This window comes from Brakhagea slesvicensis, from assembly GCF_052161625.1.
GTDB lineage: Bacteria > Planctomycetota > Planctomycetia > Pirellulales > Pirellulaceae > JBKCUI01.
This window is the reverse complement of the sequence record NZ_CP197412.1, coordinates 2689738-2707480: the sequence shown is the minus strand read 5'-3', so window position 1 is coordinate 2707480 and position 17743 is coordinate 2689738. Positions and strand designations below refer to the sequence as shown.

At 54.9% G+C, this 17743-nt stretch carries 8 protein-coding genes; 3 read left to right on the top strand and 5 right to left on the bottom strand.

The window, feature by feature from the left end; all coding sequences use genetic code 11:
• The first annotated feature begins 21 nt into the window (after window positions 1–21).
• A complete protein-coding gene (locus SH467x_RS10265; RefSeq protein WP_482371175.1) occupies window positions 22–1716 on the top strand; it encodes a peptidyl-prolyl cis-trans isomerase in 1695 nt (564 codons plus the stop codon).
• A 79-nt stretch (window positions 1717–1795) separates the two neighbouring features.
• Window positions 1796–6937 carry a vWA domain-containing protein gene (locus SH467x_RS10260; protein WP_482371174.1) on the top strand — a complete coding sequence of 1714 codons (5142 nt, stop codon included), beginning with the start codon at window positions 1796–1798 and terminating at the stop codon, window positions 6935–6937.
• On the opposite strand, the gene SH467x_RS10255 is transcribed toward SH467x_RS10260, so the two are convergent.
• Both SH467x_RS10255 and SH467x_RS10250 read right to left on the bottom strand, forming a co-directional pair.
• Window positions 6924–8255, bottom strand: a complete 1332-nt coding sequence (locus tag SH467x_RS10255) for a dicarboxylate/amino acid:cation symporter (RefSeq protein WP_482371173.1) — start codon at window positions 8253–8255, stop codon at window positions 6924–6926. The genes SH467x_RS10260 and SH467x_RS10255 overlap by 14 nt on opposite strands.
• 42 nt (window positions 8256–8297) lie before the next feature.
• On the bottom strand, window positions 8298–10448 hold the full coding sequence (locus SH467x_RS10250) for a S9 family peptidase (RefSeq protein WP_482371172.1): 2151 nt from the start codon (window positions 10446–10448) through the stop codon (window positions 8298–8300).
• Window positions 10449–11045: 597 nt separating this feature from the next.
• Here SH467x_RS10250 and SH467x_RS10245 point away from each other — a divergent pair.
• Window positions 11046–11498 (top strand): four-helix bundle copper-binding protein, encoded by a 453-nt coding sequence (locus SH467x_RS10245; protein WP_482371171.1) that lies wholly within the window; start codon window positions 11046–11048, stop codon window positions 11496–11498.
• Between the two features lie 47 nt (window positions 11499–11545).
• Here SH467x_RS10245 and SH467x_RS10240 read toward each other — a convergent pair whose 3' ends face one another.
• The 3 genes from SH467x_RS10240 to SH467x_RS10230 form a co-directional block, all read right to left on the bottom strand.
• The gene (locus SH467x_RS10240; RefSeq protein WP_482371170.1) at window positions 11546–12442 is read right to left on the bottom strand and encodes a phosphatidylinositol-specific phospholipase C/glycerophosphodiester phosphodiesterase family protein; all 897 of its coding nucleotides are present in this window, start codon (window positions 12440–12442) and stop codon (window positions 11546–11548) included.
• 12 nt (window positions 12443–12454) lie between these two features.
• The gene (locus SH467x_RS10235; RefSeq protein WP_482371169.1) at window positions 12455–12694 is read right to left on the bottom strand and encodes a hypothetical protein; all 240 of its coding nucleotides are present in this window, start codon (window positions 12692–12694) and stop codon (window positions 12455–12457) included.
• Between the two features lie 129 nt (window positions 12695–12823).
• Complete coding sequence (locus SH467x_RS10230; protein ID WP_482371168.1) at window positions 12824–17578, bottom strand: PVC-type heme-binding CxxCH protein; 4755 nt, start codon at window positions 17576–17578, stop codon at window positions 12824–12826.
• Between the last annotated feature and the right edge of the window lie 165 nt (window positions 17579–17743).

Below are 17743 nucleotides of genomic sequence, written 5' to 3'. Positions count from 1 at the left end.
TTTCTCCATGGTCGAATGGCTTTGAGCCTTCCCAGAGGGTGGTATTGGTTCGGATGGCTGCTCATTGCCCACGTAGTAGGCTGCGCTTCGGTTCCCAAACCCGCCGCGACTACCCCTCCTCCTACCAGCGCCAACGCTGGGACTACCACGATTGTCGCGATTCAACCCTCCAGTCCGGCTTGCGATACGACACTTCCCAAATTCCTAGGGTTGGACGCCGCCGCACAAGGGATCGGGGGTGGCCTGCAACGTTTGGGGAGCCGGCTTATGTCCTCGCTCGACCTGACCGGGCGCTTCCCCGGGCTTCAACCGCAACCCCCCGTGTTGCCGCTGACAGCCCCTGAGAATATGGGTCCAGAAGCTCCTCCTGCCGTGCAAGCGGCGGCGGATATCAAGAAAGAAGAGGACAGCGCGCCACAAAAGATCATGGCCATTCGTTATTTGGCAACCCTCGGGTGTGGCGGATGCTATGAAAAAGTGGAAGAGGCTCTCCTCGAAGGACTGGGCGATTGCACCGAATCGGTGCGCTACGAAGCAGTTCGCGCGCTCCAATGCAAACCGGAATGCGGTTGCCGCTATTGCAGCTCACCCTCCTGCTGCAGTGCCAACGTCCGTAAGAAACTGGAGGAACTCACTCGCTGTGAGAAAGAACCTTCCGCTCGCATCCGACGCCACGCCCGATTAGCGCTCGCCTGTTGCATGACAAAACCTTTAGAACAAGAAGATGCGCCGAGAGAAGGCCCCACCCCAGCCGCGGCCTCGCTGGACGGGGAATCGGTTGCAGCAGGCGGGGAACCGGACCTTTTCGATGGAATTCAAAAGGTGTCGTTTCAAGCCCCCAAATCGGACGGCGTTCATGACGGGGTCCCCGATGGCAAGGGCGGCAATGAAAGGGTCCTCGCGGTGGTCAACGGCGAAGCGATCATGAGAAGTCAAATCGAGGGCTTGCTCGACAGCGAAGGGGATCGATCCCTGCTTACCGGTTCGCCTCGCGATGAAGAAACCCGTTTGCGAATCGCGGTCGAGAAAGCGGTGAACTGGAAAATCATCGAACAACAGGTTCGAAGCGAAGTGCGTTTGGCCGGTGGTAACACGTCCAACGCTGTTGCTCCAGACGAAATGCGGGCATGGTTCGCAAAGCGATCATCGACCGAGAGCTACGTTTCCGCCTCCGAGATCGCGGCCTTCTACGAAGTGCATCGACCGAGATTCTCGCGTCCGAGTCGAGTGCGATGGGAGGAGTTGGTCGTCTATGTGAGCGAATGCGGAACAAAGGCAAATGCCATCCGGCTGGCGGAAACACTGCGAAGACGGGCCGAGGGTTACGAAGCAAGCCCTGGAATGAACCTTCAGAAAAACCAATTCGATACCAACTCCTATCCTTGGATGACAACGAGCTCTGTGGGTTCGGTGGCGCTGGCCAAGTGTTTGGAGTCACTCCCAGTGGGTCAGGTCAGTCCCATCATCGAAGACGATGGACGTCTGATCGTTTTGAGAGTGCTGGAACGTGTCCCGTCGGAAGTTCGCTCCCTGGCAGACTGCGCCTCGGAAATCCAAGAGCAAATCCTTGCGGAGCGAAAGCAGCAAGCCGAGAGGAACTTGCTGGCGCAACTCCGCGCTGCGAGCTCGGTGAGGACCGTCTTGGAAGAGGGGACGGCTCCCGATCGCAATCCAGTTCAAATGGCTTCAAAACAATCGATCGAACCAGTCCGCTAGACTACCATCTAAACCAGTCCGGAGGTTGAAGCAGCCTTTGGTGCCCAACACATCCATGCGTTGATTGAGTGATCGCAACATGACAACCAATGGTAGCCGTGAACGAAACTGGAAGGGTGACGCTCCCGTTGTCATAGACGAAAAGAAACATCGTTGGCAATCGGAGTCCACGGAGAGCCCTTCCACCAAGGGAAAGGTCAAAGGCCAACGAAGCGGATTGCCTATTCTGGGAGTCGCCGCTGGCGTGGTTCTCACGGGATGGTTGGTCTACTTACTAACCTATGCACCGGTCAAAACACCTGTGCTGGCTGTCTGCGCCGGCCAGTATGCTTGGCCGATCAAACTTCCAGCTTGGCGATCGGAAGATTTCTCCGAGCTCCAAAAACTGAATGGGAAAACCATCCATTGGGTCAATGCGAGCCGCGAATGGACAACCCGACCCGCCGCGTTGGCAGATCTCGAACGGCGGGTGGCGAGCGTCGCAAAACAAGCGGCTCGATCTGGCAATTGCGTCATCTATCTGGCCATGCAAGGTGTGGTCAACGATGCCAGCAAACCATGCTTGATCCCCACCGAAGGTGACCCGCTCGACCCAACCAGCTGGATCGGAGTGGACGAGATCGCAGATATTCTGGTCTCTGCCATGCCCTCAGGCGTGCACTGTTTGCTCGTCATCGATCCTATTGATTTGAAACCGAATTGGCACACAGGAGTGCTATCTCAAACATTCACCCTCCGTGTATCGGAATGGATGAATGAACGAAAGGCGTCGAATCTTTCGATTCTTCTCGCCGCCAAAGATGGTCAAGACATTCATGCGTCAGCGGATTTGAGCGGCTCGCTCTTTGGACGCGAATTTCGTTTGGGATTGTCCGGGGGAGCTGATGTCTACGAAGCAATCAATCGCACCGACGTTTTGAATCAACCTGGAGACGGAGTCGTGACCGTCCTGGAATTAGCAAAATTCGTCTCCACGCGTGTGCAGGATTGGTCCAAAGAGTTTCGCCAAAAAGAACAGACGCCGCTACTCGTGAGCCAGGCCCCCGGATCGACCGCCGTAGCCCGCGCAAGCTTAGCCGATGAGAAGACCAGACTATTAAACTCGATCATCACTTCCAATTTGCCCACCCCTCCCGTTTCGCTGGAGGATAGAAGTCGATTGTGGGAGATGTATCACCTGCTTCGCGATCAACAACTGTACTTGGACAACCCAAGTCGCTGGACCGAGATGGAAGTAGGGTTGCTTCGCTTAGAAGAGGCGAATCGCTCCGGCGCAGCCTTTGGCGATTCGCTCAAACGGACATTGCTTGCGCAGGTCAGCCGCTCGTTAGAACGATACGTTGAACGTTCCAAAGGGCCCAAGGCTCGAAGCATCTTTGAACGCGAACAGATTCTTGCCAATACCGCTACCCCCATACCTCGATTCGGCCCTTGGCCCTCGCTCGCTCTCAAAGGAATGTTTGGCGAAATCGATGGCCCGTCTCAAGACCGGCTGCAAAGTGAGCTGCCGGGATTGATCGCCGACGCAAGCCTCGTGGATACCGAGTTGTTTGGTAAATCCGCTCAGATCGCTCCGAGCGGAAGTATCTGGAACGAAGTCAATTTCGTGAATCTGCTCAAACGATTTGCGATGGCCGCTCCTTCCCCAGCGCGCTCCCAGGTGGAACAAATCGCGGTCCTACACAATGAGATGGAACGTTTCGTCAGCGCGGCGGATGTGCGGGTCACTCGCATACAGAGACCCGGTTGGGAGACGTTGGACCGTCTTCGGCGATCCCTCGAAGACACCGCTCTGTCGGGGCAATCCGAGCTGCTCGAATCGAAAATGCAAGACCTGCAGACCGCACTGAATGACGTTCAGTCCAATCCGACAGGGATCGCTTCTCTAGCAGATCAAGCGATTCGAACTCGAGATCTATTCCTGGTTACTTCTCCTCACATCCTCGCGTGGCTCGATGCTGAGCATTCCCTTCGCGACGAAGTTCTCGCATCCCCCGCTAGCTCGGAGCTCGATCTTTCCGGTGAACTGGTCCTTCCGGGAACGGCAGCGGTATCCTCGTCGCGTCTCTCCAACCGAAAACGCGCTGGGATCGATCGCTTTCTCCAGATGTTGGATGCGACCAAAGATTTCACATTACTTCTTTCGCTCGAAGGGGAAGGGGACTCCGATCGAATCGAACGGATGCGCGATGCTGCAGATCTCATTCTCCAAGATTGGCTCTTCCTTCAGACGCAGTGGACGCTGGACGCTCAACTCGCACTGCAGAACCGAGACGTTGGCGCAGCGATCCTAGCCGAAGTCGGAACGGAGCTTCAGATATTGATTCGCGACAAGGAAATGCGAGATCAGCTGCGAGGGATGGAAGCGGAGATTCTCGAGTCGAACCACGAATCCAACCGAAATCATCTTGTCGAAAGTTTGAAATCCAATTGGCGGAAGAATGCGATTCCAGGCGTGAACGCCGATGCATCCGTGCTCCAAACCACGCAAAACCCCACTGGCTGGCGTCCGCATTGGGAAGCCTGGGGAGAGCATCCGTTCCTGACCTACATACAAAGCACCTATCCATTGCTCGAATCCGATCCAACGGATGGAACGACCGACGCGGAGCAGCCGTCTGAAATGGCGGACCGAATCGAAAAGGGCAATCGCCAATTGCGCAATCTGTTCAACGCCTTTCCCGCCTTCACTCCTAACCGCGTCGCGACGTGGTGTCGCAATGCGGGTATCGATCTACATCTACAGGACGCGAATGAATCGTGGGCTACCGCGGTGTATGCAGACTATGTGGAACGTATCCTTTCCCCTTGGTCCTCGCGAAGAACCGATGCACATGGATTTGCCCTGTTTCGCAATATCGCCATCAAGGATCTGCTGAGCTGGTACGCACAGCGGTCGCTCGAAGATTTTTACGCGACCAAATCTGTCGAGGGAGATGCTCCACCCTTTTTCAAAGTCGCTGTCGAACAACTCCTTGCTAATCTGGCGAAGTTATCGGGGAACTCCGCAGACCTCGACGAGCTATCCACTTCGATTCAACGGCAATTGGATGTGAGGGTGGGTTCCTATCGTCAAGCATTGATCCTCGACATGAAAACGGGGGACGAAGAGGATGCCCCACTTTCGATATCACTTCGCAACAATCGCATTGGATTACCAAGCGGGGGCCAGTGGAATCCTGAGCTTCCCCTAGGGGCAGCTGGGCTCTTTCAACGCACATCCGCCGGCGACTTGGTCTCGCTCGGACGAGAGCTCAAACTCCCGAGCGGAGAAGAATCGATCTCTTCCACTCTGAACACTCCCGTCGATTCATCCTCTGGTGCGCGAAGCGAATTCGTGGCCGCATTTCGAGGACATGAATTCACGAAGGATCTCAATATCGATCGCTTCCATATCGTGGAGGACGATTGGGTTCCCGATCGACGTGCTGAAATCGTTTTGTTTGGCGACAAACCAAAACAACCGTCTATCGTTTTCATACTCGATTGCTCGTCCAGCATGGGTGGAATGATTCCACTCGAAGCGGTCGATGCGAGGGTGCAGTCCAAACTGGATGCGGCCAAAGCGGGTATTCTGCAATTGCTCGATCAACTCGCAGGGTTTCCGGATGCCCGCGTCGGAGTCCGATTGTTCGGACATCGAATGGGATGGTCCAAGCCGATTAGCGATTCAAAAACGGGTGCGAGCGGTCCGACCCGTCTGCTGCTTCAGCCGAATTACATGGGGGCGATTCCCGATGGATTAACACCAAGCCGAGATGTCGAGAATGTCTTGCCTCTCGGCCGCTTCCAGCCGCAATCCATTTCGGAGCTCGCCGATCTGTTGGCTAGCGTCGCGCCTTGGGGACAGTCTCCGGTCTACCAGGCGGTGATCGAGGCATACTCCGACTTCGACGCAGACTCCAACTCGACCGCAAAGTGCGTCGTCTTGATTACCGATGGAGACAATTTTCAGTTCAACGCACTTCGCACCCCGGGAGGTGATCGAGAGGCCGATACGACGCTGGAGGATGTGCTGCGGGCTTGGGAACAACGACAGGTACCTACCTTCGTTCTAGGAGTCGGAATCGATCGCTCCCAAGAAAGTCAAGCTTGGCAAAACCTCAATCGCATCGCCGATGTCACCGGCGGCCAATACTACGACGTCGCCAACCGGTCCGCGCTGCTTCGCGCCTTGATGGAACAACTCTCCAAAGGGGAATATCGTATCTCGAGATCACACAATAGTTCGGACATTCAACTCGACGCCCAACGCGCCGAAGCGGTTAGCAAACTCAATTCGCCTATCCAGGTCGAACTCGGACCACGCGGCACCGAACGATTCGAGCTATCCTTCCAAACGATCAAAAAGGAAATGGTACTAGAGGGGGGAGAGTCGATCGAACTGAGCTTGAGAGATGACGGACTTGAAATTCGATCGGAACCCTATTCAGTGGGATCTCCTAAGATAGGGGTCATGCGCAAAGCCAATTCCCAGGAACGTCGTATCGCTCGAGTCCATCGTCCCACCGTGGAAGCCGGCTCCGTTCTTTTCCCCATCTCCATTCAGAATCCCAATAGTCATTACACTCGCAGACCACGAGAGCTTTGGATCGAAATCCAAGCACAGACCGAATCGAAACAAAACATAGGCAAACCCTACGTATTCTTCGACAAGCATTGGAAGAGTGGAGTTCCGGTTCCACTCGTCGACTGCCGAGCAGGGAACTGGCCCGATCGCGCCACCAAGGCCGCTGTCAAAATCTGGTTTTCGGACGAACCAGCAACACCCCTTCTTTCCATTCCCCTCCCTGAACTGATCAGCAACCCAAGCAAGTTTGCTTCGGGTGTTCCGGTTCCCTCCATTCCGGGCTACCGTGCGCAATTCACTTTGCAGCCATCCGAGTCCTCCCGTACCATCGATTCGGTGACGGTTAAAGAAAGTAACGAAACCGAAGTCAGCGATATCAATCAAACCAAAGTGCAGTTCCTCGCAGCACCAGACGCCCTCCCCACCAAAGTGCGACATAAATACGATGAGACGCTGAAGAGCGCGACCCACTCCTTTCATTTCCAAGGAGAAGCTCGCCTCCGCGCCACCCAATCCAATGCGCATCGAATCGAGATTTACAACAAAGGCAGTCTCACGTCGGGCGCCTGGAGCCTTGAAAACGAAGAACCAATCGAGATCGAGATTCGGGAAGCAAGCGACTACCTGCCTTTGCCGATCAACCTACCTTGATTTCGTCTGCTTGCGATTCCATCCGTTTGCCTTCGATCGCGTCAACACATACAGCAACCGCGACATCCCCGCAAACATTGACCGTCGTTCGGGACATGTCGAGCAACCGATCGACACCCATAATGATCGCGATCCCTTCCGGGGGAACACCCACCGACTGAAGCACCAATACGACCAATGGGAGCGATCCCCCCGGTACCCCAGCCGTCCCAATACCCGCCAACATCGATAACAACACCACGATGATTTGTTGACTCAGGGATAAGTCCACTCCGAAGACTTGCGCGAGGAACAAGACCGTAATCCCCTCGTACAACGCGGTCCCATTCTGATTCGCCGTTGACCCAATCGTCAAAACGAAGTGCGATATCTTTCGATTCAGTTTGAGATTGTCATCCACCACTCGAATCGAGGTGGGCAACGTAGCGCTCGAGCTCGATGTCCCAAACGCGGTCACCAGAACCTCGAGAATATCGCGGAAGAAGGTGAGCGGATTGCGCTTCGCAATCACCCAAATCGCAATCGAATAAACGACAAACATGTGGATGCTGAGCCCCAGAATGACCGCGACCACATACCCCGCCAACAACCGAATGATATCGAAACCAAGCAACGTGGTGGCGTAAAAGACCAACCCCGCAACTCCAAACGGCGCCAGCGACATGGCCGTGCGTATGATCGCCATGATCGCTTCATAGAATCCCTCCAACACGGCGAGAACCGGCTTGGCCTTGTCCCCAATCGTTGTCAGCGCAACCCCCATGCACAAGGAGAAAAACATCACGCCGAGCAGGCCGCTCCCCGGCGAAGATCCATCCAAAGCCCCCACGGCTTCTTGAAGTGGATTGCGCGGGATGATATCGAGAAGCGTCGCGATGATCCCCTTGGAACTGTCGGCCTTCTTGATCTTGTCGTCCGCGTCGCTCGTAAACTGCTCCTTGAGCCTCTCCCGACTTTCATCGCTCAAACTCGCGCCGGGCTTCAGTGTATTCGCCAACCCCAAACCGATAACGACCGAGGCCCCCGAGAAAAGAAGCGTCATCAGGAACGTCATCAGCCCGAGACGCCCCAACTTCCTAACGTCGCCGATCTCGGCGACTCCAAGGGTCAAAGCACAAAAAACAAGCGGTATCACTACCATGAAGATGAGTCGCAGAAAGACTTGACCAACGGTGTTGGCAATGTTCTCACTGAACCACTTGAGCCCCGGATGATCCCCCAACCACTGCTTGCACACAAGCCCAGCAATGGCGCCAACCGCAAGACCGATCAGGATGCGCCAATGCAAGGCCAAGCCCCGCGCGTTCGATTCGCTCATAGCTTCTTTCTAATGGCTACTCGTTAGGAAAGACGAAGCGGATCACTTCGCGCCCGGCGGGCAATACTTCTGCAACCAACCAAAGATCTCGCGGTGCCAATGAAGGCTGTTCGCTGTCTTGTTCACCCAGTGCCCTTCGTCCGGAAAATTAACGAAACGACTCTCGATGCCCAATCGTTGCAACGCCTGAAATAACTCATGCCCCTGCCCAATCGGACAACGGAAATCGAGATCATTGTGGATCACGAGCATCGGCGTCTTGTACTTGGCGAGATTGCCTGCCAAGCGATGCGGGCTGAACTCGCGATACTTTTCCTGCTTCTCCCACGGCATGCCTCCATGCTCGTATTCGTCAAACCATAACTCGTCGGTCGTGCCCCACATGCTCTCAAAGTTGTAAACGCTGCAGTGGGTAATCAAACATCGAAACTCCTTCGAGATTTCATTGACCGCAAACCAATTCTGCATGTAGCCACCAAAACTGGCTCCTGCCGAAGCAATCCTGCCCGAGTCGACATAATCGAGCGATTGAATTTGCTTCAAACCCGCCACGAGGTCTCGATAGCACTTGCCGCCCCAATCTCCACTGATCTCGTCGCAGAACTTCTGACCGAAACTAGTCGATCCTCGCGGATTCGGCATCGCAACGACATAGCCTTGAGCCGCCCAAATCTGCGGGCACCAACGAAAACTCCAACCGTCCTCCCAAGCTCCCTGGGGTCCACCGTGGATCAAGTAAATAACTGGCCATTTCTTCGACGGGTCAAAACCGGGTGGCTTCAGGATCCACATCTGCATCTGCACATCCCCCTCCACCGGAACCTGAATACTCTCCGGTACGGGACGCTCCCACTTGGCGAGCAACTCCCGATTGTGGGCCGTGATGGCCAACGCGGTTCCCCCCGCCAAACTACCTGTAAACACAGCAGCTGGCTCATTCATCGTCGCGCGAGCCAAGGCGTAGCGATCCCCTCGCATCGAAAGACCTGTTACCTGCCCCATGCGCTCCCCCTCGAACGGTGCAGCAATTGGTTCAGGCTGCTTTCCAGCACTTGCTAGAAAAAGGACGCTCGATGCGCTTTTATCGGAAGTGAACAAAATCCTCGCGTTGTCGACCCAACGGAAATCGTTCACAGGGCTATCTAGACTCTCGCTCCAGGAGGTAGGGGTCCCGCGAAAGGTACCATCGGGATTGCACTCGCATACGATCAACTGCCAACGATCCGCTTCATAGCCCGGCTTGGATTGGGCCCGGTAAGCAGCCCACTTGCCGTCTGGACTGAACTGGATCAAGCTCTCGGCAGCAGGACCAGAAGTAATTGGTTGCCATTCCTGCTCCTTGTTCTGAATCGACACGCGACAAATATCATGATTCGTACTCCACGACTCCCCCTTCGCAGGGACGGCCGTGAACAAAAGATAGTTTCCGTCCGGCGAGAAGCTAAACTCGTCCCCCGCACTGAACGTCGAACTCGTTGGATAGGCATCCCGATCCCCAGGCGTCACATCCCGACAATCGGTTCCATCAGCCTGGATAACGAACAAGTGATTCCTTTTGTCCTCGACATAGGAATCCCAATGACGATAAAACAACTTGGTGAAGGTCTTCGCTTTGACCAAGCTGCTGCTGGCGGCATCGTCCGCTTCCTTGTTTTTTGCATCCGACTCGGCGAAGGGAAGCGCACTCCATTCCGGACGGACCGTTGAAAGGAATGCGATGCGAGATCCATCCGGTGACCATATCCCATTGCTGGCACCCGTGGAAATGTTCGTGACTTTCGTCGGCTCCCCTCCCGCAGCAAGATCGAGGACATAAACCTGACTCGAACCATCTCGAGTGGATTCGAAAAGAATCTTGGTACCATCCGGAGACCAGCGTGGATGTGTGTCGGATTTGCCCGACGTCGTTAACTGCCTGCTCCCCGACCCATCCGCATTGGCCAACCAAAGTTGAGTCGCCTTTTGATTCTTCGTCGCATCGAGGATCTTCGTTACCTGATACACGACCTTCGATCCGTCCGGACTCAGCTGCGGATCGGCGATCCGCTCGAGCTGAAAGAGCCCCTCGAGGGACATCGGCTCGGCGGCATCGCATCGAGCCCCTGCGTCATGAGAGGTCAGGGAGCCCGATAGAATCATGGCGTTCAATAGAATCACCGCCCAATGTCCGAGTAATGGTTGCTTGGTCAACATGCGCAGCGCTGAGAAGGGATTTGACGAACAGATTCGTGAATGCCGAGAGGAAGAACCTGCCATCATACTTCCAGATGCCACCTGTCACAACCAACCGGGTCAACCGCACCCCCCCGAGGTGAGGAAGTAGACGATGACCAACAACGGCAAAGGTATCCCTAAAACCCAAAGGGCTGCAAATATCGACTTCTTACCCATTCCCATGATCTGCTCTCTTTCGTGTAAGTAGCTTTCGCCCGAATTCCTGCTTCCGAAACCACACGATCCGGTGCGATGGCCGGAACAAACCGCCAACCGCCGTTCGTATCGCATTCGATAACGCAATCGGATAACGCAATCGGCGGACCAGAACCTATTCGCTCGGTCAAACATTCGATCCAGCCCCACTAGCTATCACACCATCGATCGATGAGAAGACAACCTGATCGATCACCTTGCAATCCGGGGTGGTCTTCCCTTGCAACCGACTACGAATCCATGTTGGCGCGCGAGTTGCCCTTCGAAAGTTACAAGTTTCATTTCATCGCTTCTGTCGCGTCCATCGCAGCAGCAGGCACCCACCATTCCACGTTTTGGTACTCATAGTAGGAGAAGATCATGGTCCGACGCGAACTGTTGTTAGGTCTGGGGGCTACCTCCATGGCGAGCGCTCTATTGGGTAGCTATTCGGCGGCGCAAGATCCCCAAGTCCACTCGGGAGATGGGGCGAAACATCATGCGATGGCCACCATAGCCCAAAAAATTGCGGCTTGTTCTGTCGAATGCAGCAGCTGCTACTCGCATTGCACCATGAGCATCGCGGAGGGAAAGAAAGAGCACGCTCCATGCGCCGCAGCCTGCTTGGACTGCGCCGACATCTGCGCTATGGCAAGCCGAGTCGTCGGTCGCCATGGTGCATTCCTGTCGATCGTACGCGATGCGTGCGTCCAAGCTTGTTTGGCCTGCTCGATCGAATGCGAAAAGCTCGCAGCTGACCCGATGATGAAGAAATGCGCGAGCGTATGCCGCGAATGCGCGGAAGCTTGCAAACGGATGCATATCCAACCTTAACATGGAACTGGCATCCCATCGAAACGAAATGCTCCGTGATGGGAAGATCATTTGCGGAGCGAATCGCTCGCTCCCAACGCAGCTTGCAAGTCGGCGAGGCGATCGGTGTTGACGAAATCGACTCCCTCTCGATGCAGCAATCGCCACACCTCCTCTCGATCTGGAATAGCCCAGAATCGGATTTTCTTCCCCTCGCTGTGAACGGACTGAACGATCGATCGAAGCTTCTGCAAATCCTCCTGACCGATCTCTCCAACGCCTCGCCATCGAAAGTGCAAATTCCAATTGTCGCTAATCAAGGGATAGAAATCGCTGGGCTTCTGGCGACCCAAATCCGAAAGGCGACCGTCAAGGGTGGCCAGCCGGGGACTCGCACTTTCGATGTCCTCGAAAGGACGATTGCCACTCACGATCACTTGGACGGCTCCCTGGCGTCGATCCTCGTCAGATCCGCGAACGACCAATATCGAACGATACGCAAGCAACTGGCGATGAAGCTCCGCAAAGGTCTTCTTCCCATCGGACTTGATATCGATCAACAACACCAGCGGTTGCTCGACTCCTGCATGCACCCGTCCGTCGTTCTTCTCTACGATTTGACGCAAAGGCTCTAAGTACAGGCTTCGCAAGGTCTTCGCTCGATCGATCTCCGCCGCCGTGTGCGCAACACACAAATCGCCATCGACCAAAAACACATCCGCCTCGACGGACGCAAATCCACTCTCCAATGCATCCAACAGAGGTCTTCGGTGCAAATAGTCGTTATGCGCGTGGGCAAATGGCATGTACTTCGTATTTGCCTTGGATGCGAGGGGTTCACTCCCCGGTTGGCCCGACGAATCCTGAGCACAACTGATGGGGCAAACCAAGCCAATCGCCAGCATGCAGACGATAGACAACCGAATCCATGGAGAGAAAAGGTGGTGAGCAATTGGCGTAGTCATGGACGTATCCCTTTAATCGCGTGTCCCATCGGACGGAAAATCCTGTTCGCGAAAGCGTCGATGAAGCTCAGCAAATGGCGCCACGATCACACCGATACGCATTGCAATCGAAAATCGCTCCCAAAGACCTTCGACTCCCCACCAACCTACACCAATAAAAAAAGCGGCGACAACACCCATCACCACGAACACAGTACGCAAGTGGAACTGATACCAAGCTAACTTCTCGCGTCTCTCGGCTTGGGTGTACATACTTGCCTTCCATTTCGGGGGCGTGCGATTCACTTCGCCACCCGATTTTTGCGGGGCGTTCGCCCATGCGCCCCACTTTGCGGCCTTTGCGCCGTGGCGAGCGGATCTAAAACCGCCCGAAACCTCCGGCTACTTCCCCGTACCAAAGACTGCGATTTGGTTGAGATGCAAAATACCCCGACCCTCGAGCCCTACTTTGATAAAACGACCTCGCGTTCCCGCAGGCAATTCGATCTTGTAGTTCTCGGCCGGCTTGGTCGACTTCCAAACTTGCTTCCATTCCCTGCCATCGTTGGAAATCCACACGGCCAGATCCTTCGCACGCTCGTAGAACTGCGGATTGCGTCGATTCTGGATTTGGATCACGCGAATCTCCTTTTCGCTCGCCAATCGAATTCCAACAGCTGGCGATTCGGATCCTTCGTTGGGGGAGTGGAACGCGAAATCGCGCTGCGCTGGATCGACGGCGCTCAAGACGAGATTGGCCGATCCCGACCATTGCGCAGGAAAGTTGTTGGGGATCTGAATCTGCGCGTCGCGAGAAATCTCTACAAACTCACCCGACTTCCGAAGATCTCCGTCCGCAGCACCGGTTTCAATCCAACCGTCTTCCCGAATGGTGAATTTGTTTTGCCGGCCGAGATACTCGATCAAATCGAGGAACTCGCTCGGCGCGATCGTCTTCGCCAATCCCTCTGGCATCGAACTGGCCTTCATCTCTTTCCTCAGGTCGATTTCCGACTTGAGAATCTCTCGTTCTTTCCCTTTTCCATCGTTGGTGGCGATACCGAGGGTGATCGCCTCGGGGGTCTCTTTGAGAACAAACCCAGTAACGACTTCTTCGTCGACGGTCACCAACTGAATGGTCTCGTAACCTTTGGCGATCGTGTCGTTGGGCCAAAGGATATGTCGAATGATCGCATCTTTGCCGAATCGGGCACCGACATCATCCAGGCGAGGGCCAAACGGCTTGCCTTGATCCCCGATTTGGTGGCAAGCGGAGCAAACGCGGTTGAACACAATTTCCCCGCGGCGGCTGCTCCCACCTTCGATCGATGCGATCGTGCGCATCGCTTCATCCCGTTTCCACTGAGGCAGCTCCGGGTTCTCCGCATCTCGCAACGGCTTCACGACCCGGCCGCCAGGCCCAGAGGCCAATTTGTAATCGTCGTAGTACTTCCGTCTTCCATCCGTTGCATCCGCCAAGAACTTTCCTTGCTGAATGGCATCATCCACTTTGGGAGCGAGTGCCTGCAACGTGTGTTCCAGGGTGTACTCGATCCAATAATCCATCGGCTTGTTCGTAGCCATGAGCGCCACTTCGGCCGCCTCGACGGTCTGGAGAAAACTCAAGCCTCGGATTGCTTCCAGCCGTATACGGGGATGCTCATCCGCGACGGCTTGCTTGAAAACTTGCATGGCGTCCGCATAGGTCTCCCATTGGTTGGAGACGGCGTGTACCAAGGCAGCGCGAGCGTGGTAGTCTTTGGCTTGGAGCAATCGGTTCGCAAGCTTCGGATCGATCTTGTTGAATCGCTCCTGCAGCCATAGCGCTTCACACAATCGCTCTTCCGAAACATTCCCTGAGATCCAGCGATCGACAGCTGCCAACACCTCTTTCTCGTCTCGCGACCAGAGTTCGCGTCGTGCGCGGTAACGGGTTCGCGGTTCGTATTCGCTCAGCTGACCCAACAGTTCGTCAATGCTCGCCTTGTCTTGAAGAACTGGTTTCAGAAGAGGTTTGTTCTTATACACCAAACGATAAAGTCGACCGTGAACGTGATCTCGATTCGGGTCCCGTTGCGAATATTGCATGTGACCGATCAAGGCGTTGCACCAATCACCGAACCAAAGGGCCCCATCCGGACCGATTTGCGGATCGACAGGACGGAAGAAATTATCGGTCGAGTTGATCAAATCGTCGGTGCGCTCCCCCGTGAAGCCTGCCCCTGCCGATTCATCGCGAACGTTGAAGCGAGGGAGTCCGTGCATATTGATCACGCAGGCATAGATAAACTGACCTTGAACTTCATCCGGGAACTGCCGGGTGAATAGGAAATCATTCCCCACGGCGGGACGTACCCCTTGGTTGTCGAAATTCGGTCGAAGGGTCTTGCGGGAATTGACGGCGAATCCCGAAAGAGGGCTGGTCCAATGCTGCTGAGCATTGGTTCCGTCCCCGATCGTTCCCATTCCCCATTTGTCAAAGACCATACACCATGGGTTGCCATAACCAGGAGTACGGAAATGCCGGACTTTCCAGGACTTGGGATCGACGACATAAGCCCCCGATGGTCCCTTGTTGCGGAAAGGCCCCCAAGGAGTTTCCATCGCGGTCGACATGGAAACACCCTCGAGCATGTACAGCAAACCGCCGTGTGACCATTCCCAAGCACCCACGGTGTGGTGGGTGTCGTCGGTTGCAATGCCATCGATGACCTGCGTGGCTTCATCCGCTTTGTCGTCGCCATCGGTATCGCGCAGAAAGATTATGCGAGGCTGATCGACGACGAGCACGCCATCTTCGTGGAATTCAAAACCAGTCGGACAGATCAGTTTGTCGTAAAAGGTCTTGCAGACATCCGCTTTGCCATCGTTGTTGGTATCTTCAAAAATGAGGATCTTATCCCCTGGCTTCGCCGATCCGGGTAACCATTGCGGGTAATTGATCATGCAGGAAACCCAAAGCCGACCCTTTTTATCGAACATCATCTGCGTGGGATTCGCCAACTCTGGAAAATCCTTTTCCGAAGCAAAGAGTTGCACCTCGAACCCTTCAGGCACCTTCATCTGCTTGATCGACTCTTCTGGGGTCGGATAAACCAACGTCTTGGGCTCTCGCATTTGGCGGAATCCCTCATCGCGGGTTCCGAACATCGTCTCGGGGATAAAGACCTCGCCTGTCTTCGAATCGTCCGGTTGCTCTGCCACTTTCTTTCCAGCAACGATATCCCAGATGTATTGGTCGCGAACTCCCACCATCTTGCGGATCTTCTGAAACTCCTTCGGGAAGGTTTCCGTATCCCAGGTGCGACGGCCACCATAGACATACCACCCGTTGAGCATGCGGTAATCCTGCAGGTGGAGCCACGCTTTGTCATTCACCCACTTTCGCGTGTTGTGAAACACCGAGACATCGGTACCGGTGGGATGCGCCGTGGGGAAGAGTTGCGAGTCGATCTCTTTGGCCAACAACCGATCTCCACGCTCATTGACGTGCAGCGTGTTGATGGTGTATTGCAGGTCCGGCTCTTCACCGAAAGCTTTCAAGCTGGGGGTATAAACGTCGACGAAGGGGAGCCCAAGTTCTTTAGCAATCTGTTGCACCGCTGTGGCGTACTTCGCCAGCACCGGATTGTTCTTGCTCGAATCGGGCAAATGGACACTCTTCGATTGCTCCATGGCGATCGGCGAAACTAAAACGAACCGGGCTTCGCGATCCTTCTTCGAAAACTTGCTCTTCGTCCGCGCGATCCATTCGCGATATTTATTCTTGAAACTCTCGAGCTGCTGATCCGATCCACCCACAAAGTGTTCGTTCATCCCAAAGAAACAAATGAAGAGTTCAGGACCAAACTCTTCCATGGGATCGTCGACCTTCGTGTAGTCATCAGGACGTTGCTGGAGCCCTACTTCATCTCCAGGCCACGAAAAATTACGAACCACCAGTTGCTTGTGCGGAAATCGTGTATGCAATAACGTCTCGAAATATCCGAACAAATTCATGCGTTCACCGAGCGAACTGCCGACAAACGCGATGCGCTCTCCTTGTCGTGGCTCGAAGGGAGCCGCCGACTGAGCCGACTGAGCCGTGTTGGTCGAGGTGAGTCGGAACTTCCAATCAGGAGATCCGGGAGGATCTTTCTGGGTAGGCGATTTCCCAAGCCCATAATCGTCGGCGTTCCGATTCAATGTCTGCCAATAGGTCTTATCGTTGATGAACCCGTAGAAGGTCGGTTGGAATGGGTCGACAAAGTCTACGTTCGTCTTCTCCGGTACTTCTTTTCCAGTCAAGTAGAGCGCGGCATTGACCACGAGACGCCGTAAATCTTCATTCAAGAAATCGATCGATGCCCCTCCGGTGGTGCAGAACGCTTTTCCAGTCCCGGAGCCGTTCGGGCGCTGATACTCCCGAACCCAAGCAAAGGGCTGCATTGGATCGTTGATGGAGCCCGAAACATTCGGTGACGATGGATCGAGTGACTCGGTAACCGCTGCCCGCATCAGGATCTCATCGGTATTCTGCAAATGGATCACACCATAGACGTCCGAAGGACAAAAGATACTCTGCACGGATCGCAAAATCGGGTGCGATTTCTGCTCAGCAACCACCACACCGCGCGCCCCCTGCACTTTGTGCTTTCCATGGTGGCTCACCCATGTTTCTCCAAGAATCTTCAACCCGAAGTCATTGTACGCCAAGCCCCCGAAATCCCCTTTGCCCTGGAACGCATGCGTTGCGGTTCGAAAACCGATAACCGGCTTGCCCGCGTTCAAATAGTTGGCAATATGCTTCGCTTGCTCACTATCAGGATTGCGAAATCGCGTCCCGATAATCATCAAGTCGGCATCGGCCAAAGCCTCGAGGCCGCGGAGGCCGCGCGCATTATTGGCGTCGATGTAGTTCGCCCCATCCGGTCCCCATGCGAAAAGAACCGTGCATCGGTATCCATGCCGCTGGCTGAGGATCTTCCCCAACATCGGCATCGATTCTTCGGTTCGATACTCCTCGTCGCCTGCAATCAAGACGACATGTTTGCCGTTCGCTTTTCCATCGGCTGGCTCGAGTACCAGTTTGTCGGCCGCGTGAAGCAAACCCGTTGCAAAAAGACTCGGGATCAACCCAAACAAGGCAACCCAAAGGAACGAAAGAAGCTGTTTCATGGACTCTTCAGCGTGGTAGAGAGGTTGTGAGGCTTAAACGGAGGGGGGCCCAATTCGCGGGCCAAGTCACAAGTATAGTCCAAAAGCGGGGGAAGGTTGAACGGTTCATCTCGACAAATTAACAGGGAGATCCTCCCCCCAAAAAAGCGAACGCCTCGCAAGAAT

Coding starts and splice junctions, on each gene's coding strand:
- SH467x_RS10260 (WP_482371174.1), top strand. CDS start 1,796: ATGACAACCAATGGTAGCCGTGAACGAAACTGGAAGGGTGACGCTCCC.
- SH467x_RS10255 (WP_482371173.1), bottom strand. CDS start 8,255: ATGAGCGAATCGAACGCGCGGGGCTTGGCCTTGCATTGGCGCATCCTG.
- SH467x_RS10235 (WP_482371169.1), bottom strand. CDS start 12,694: ATGTACACCCAAGCCGAGAGACGCGAGAAGTTAGCTTGGTATCAGTTC.
- SH467x_RS10230 (WP_482371168.1), bottom strand. CDS start 17,578: ATGAAACAGCTTCTTTCGTTCCTTTGGGTTGCCTTGTTTGGGTTGATC.
- SH467x_RS10240 (WP_482371170.1), bottom strand. CDS start 12,442: ATGACTACGCCAATTGCTCACCACCTTTTCTCTCCATGGATTCGGTTG.
- SH467x_RS10245 (WP_482371171.1), top strand. CDS start 11,046: ATGGTCCGACGCGAACTGTTGTTAGGTCTGGGGGCTACCTCCATGGCG.
- SH467x_RS10250 (WP_482371172.1), bottom strand. CDS start 10,448: ATGTTGACCAAGCAACCATTACTCGGACATTGGGCGGTGATTCTATTG.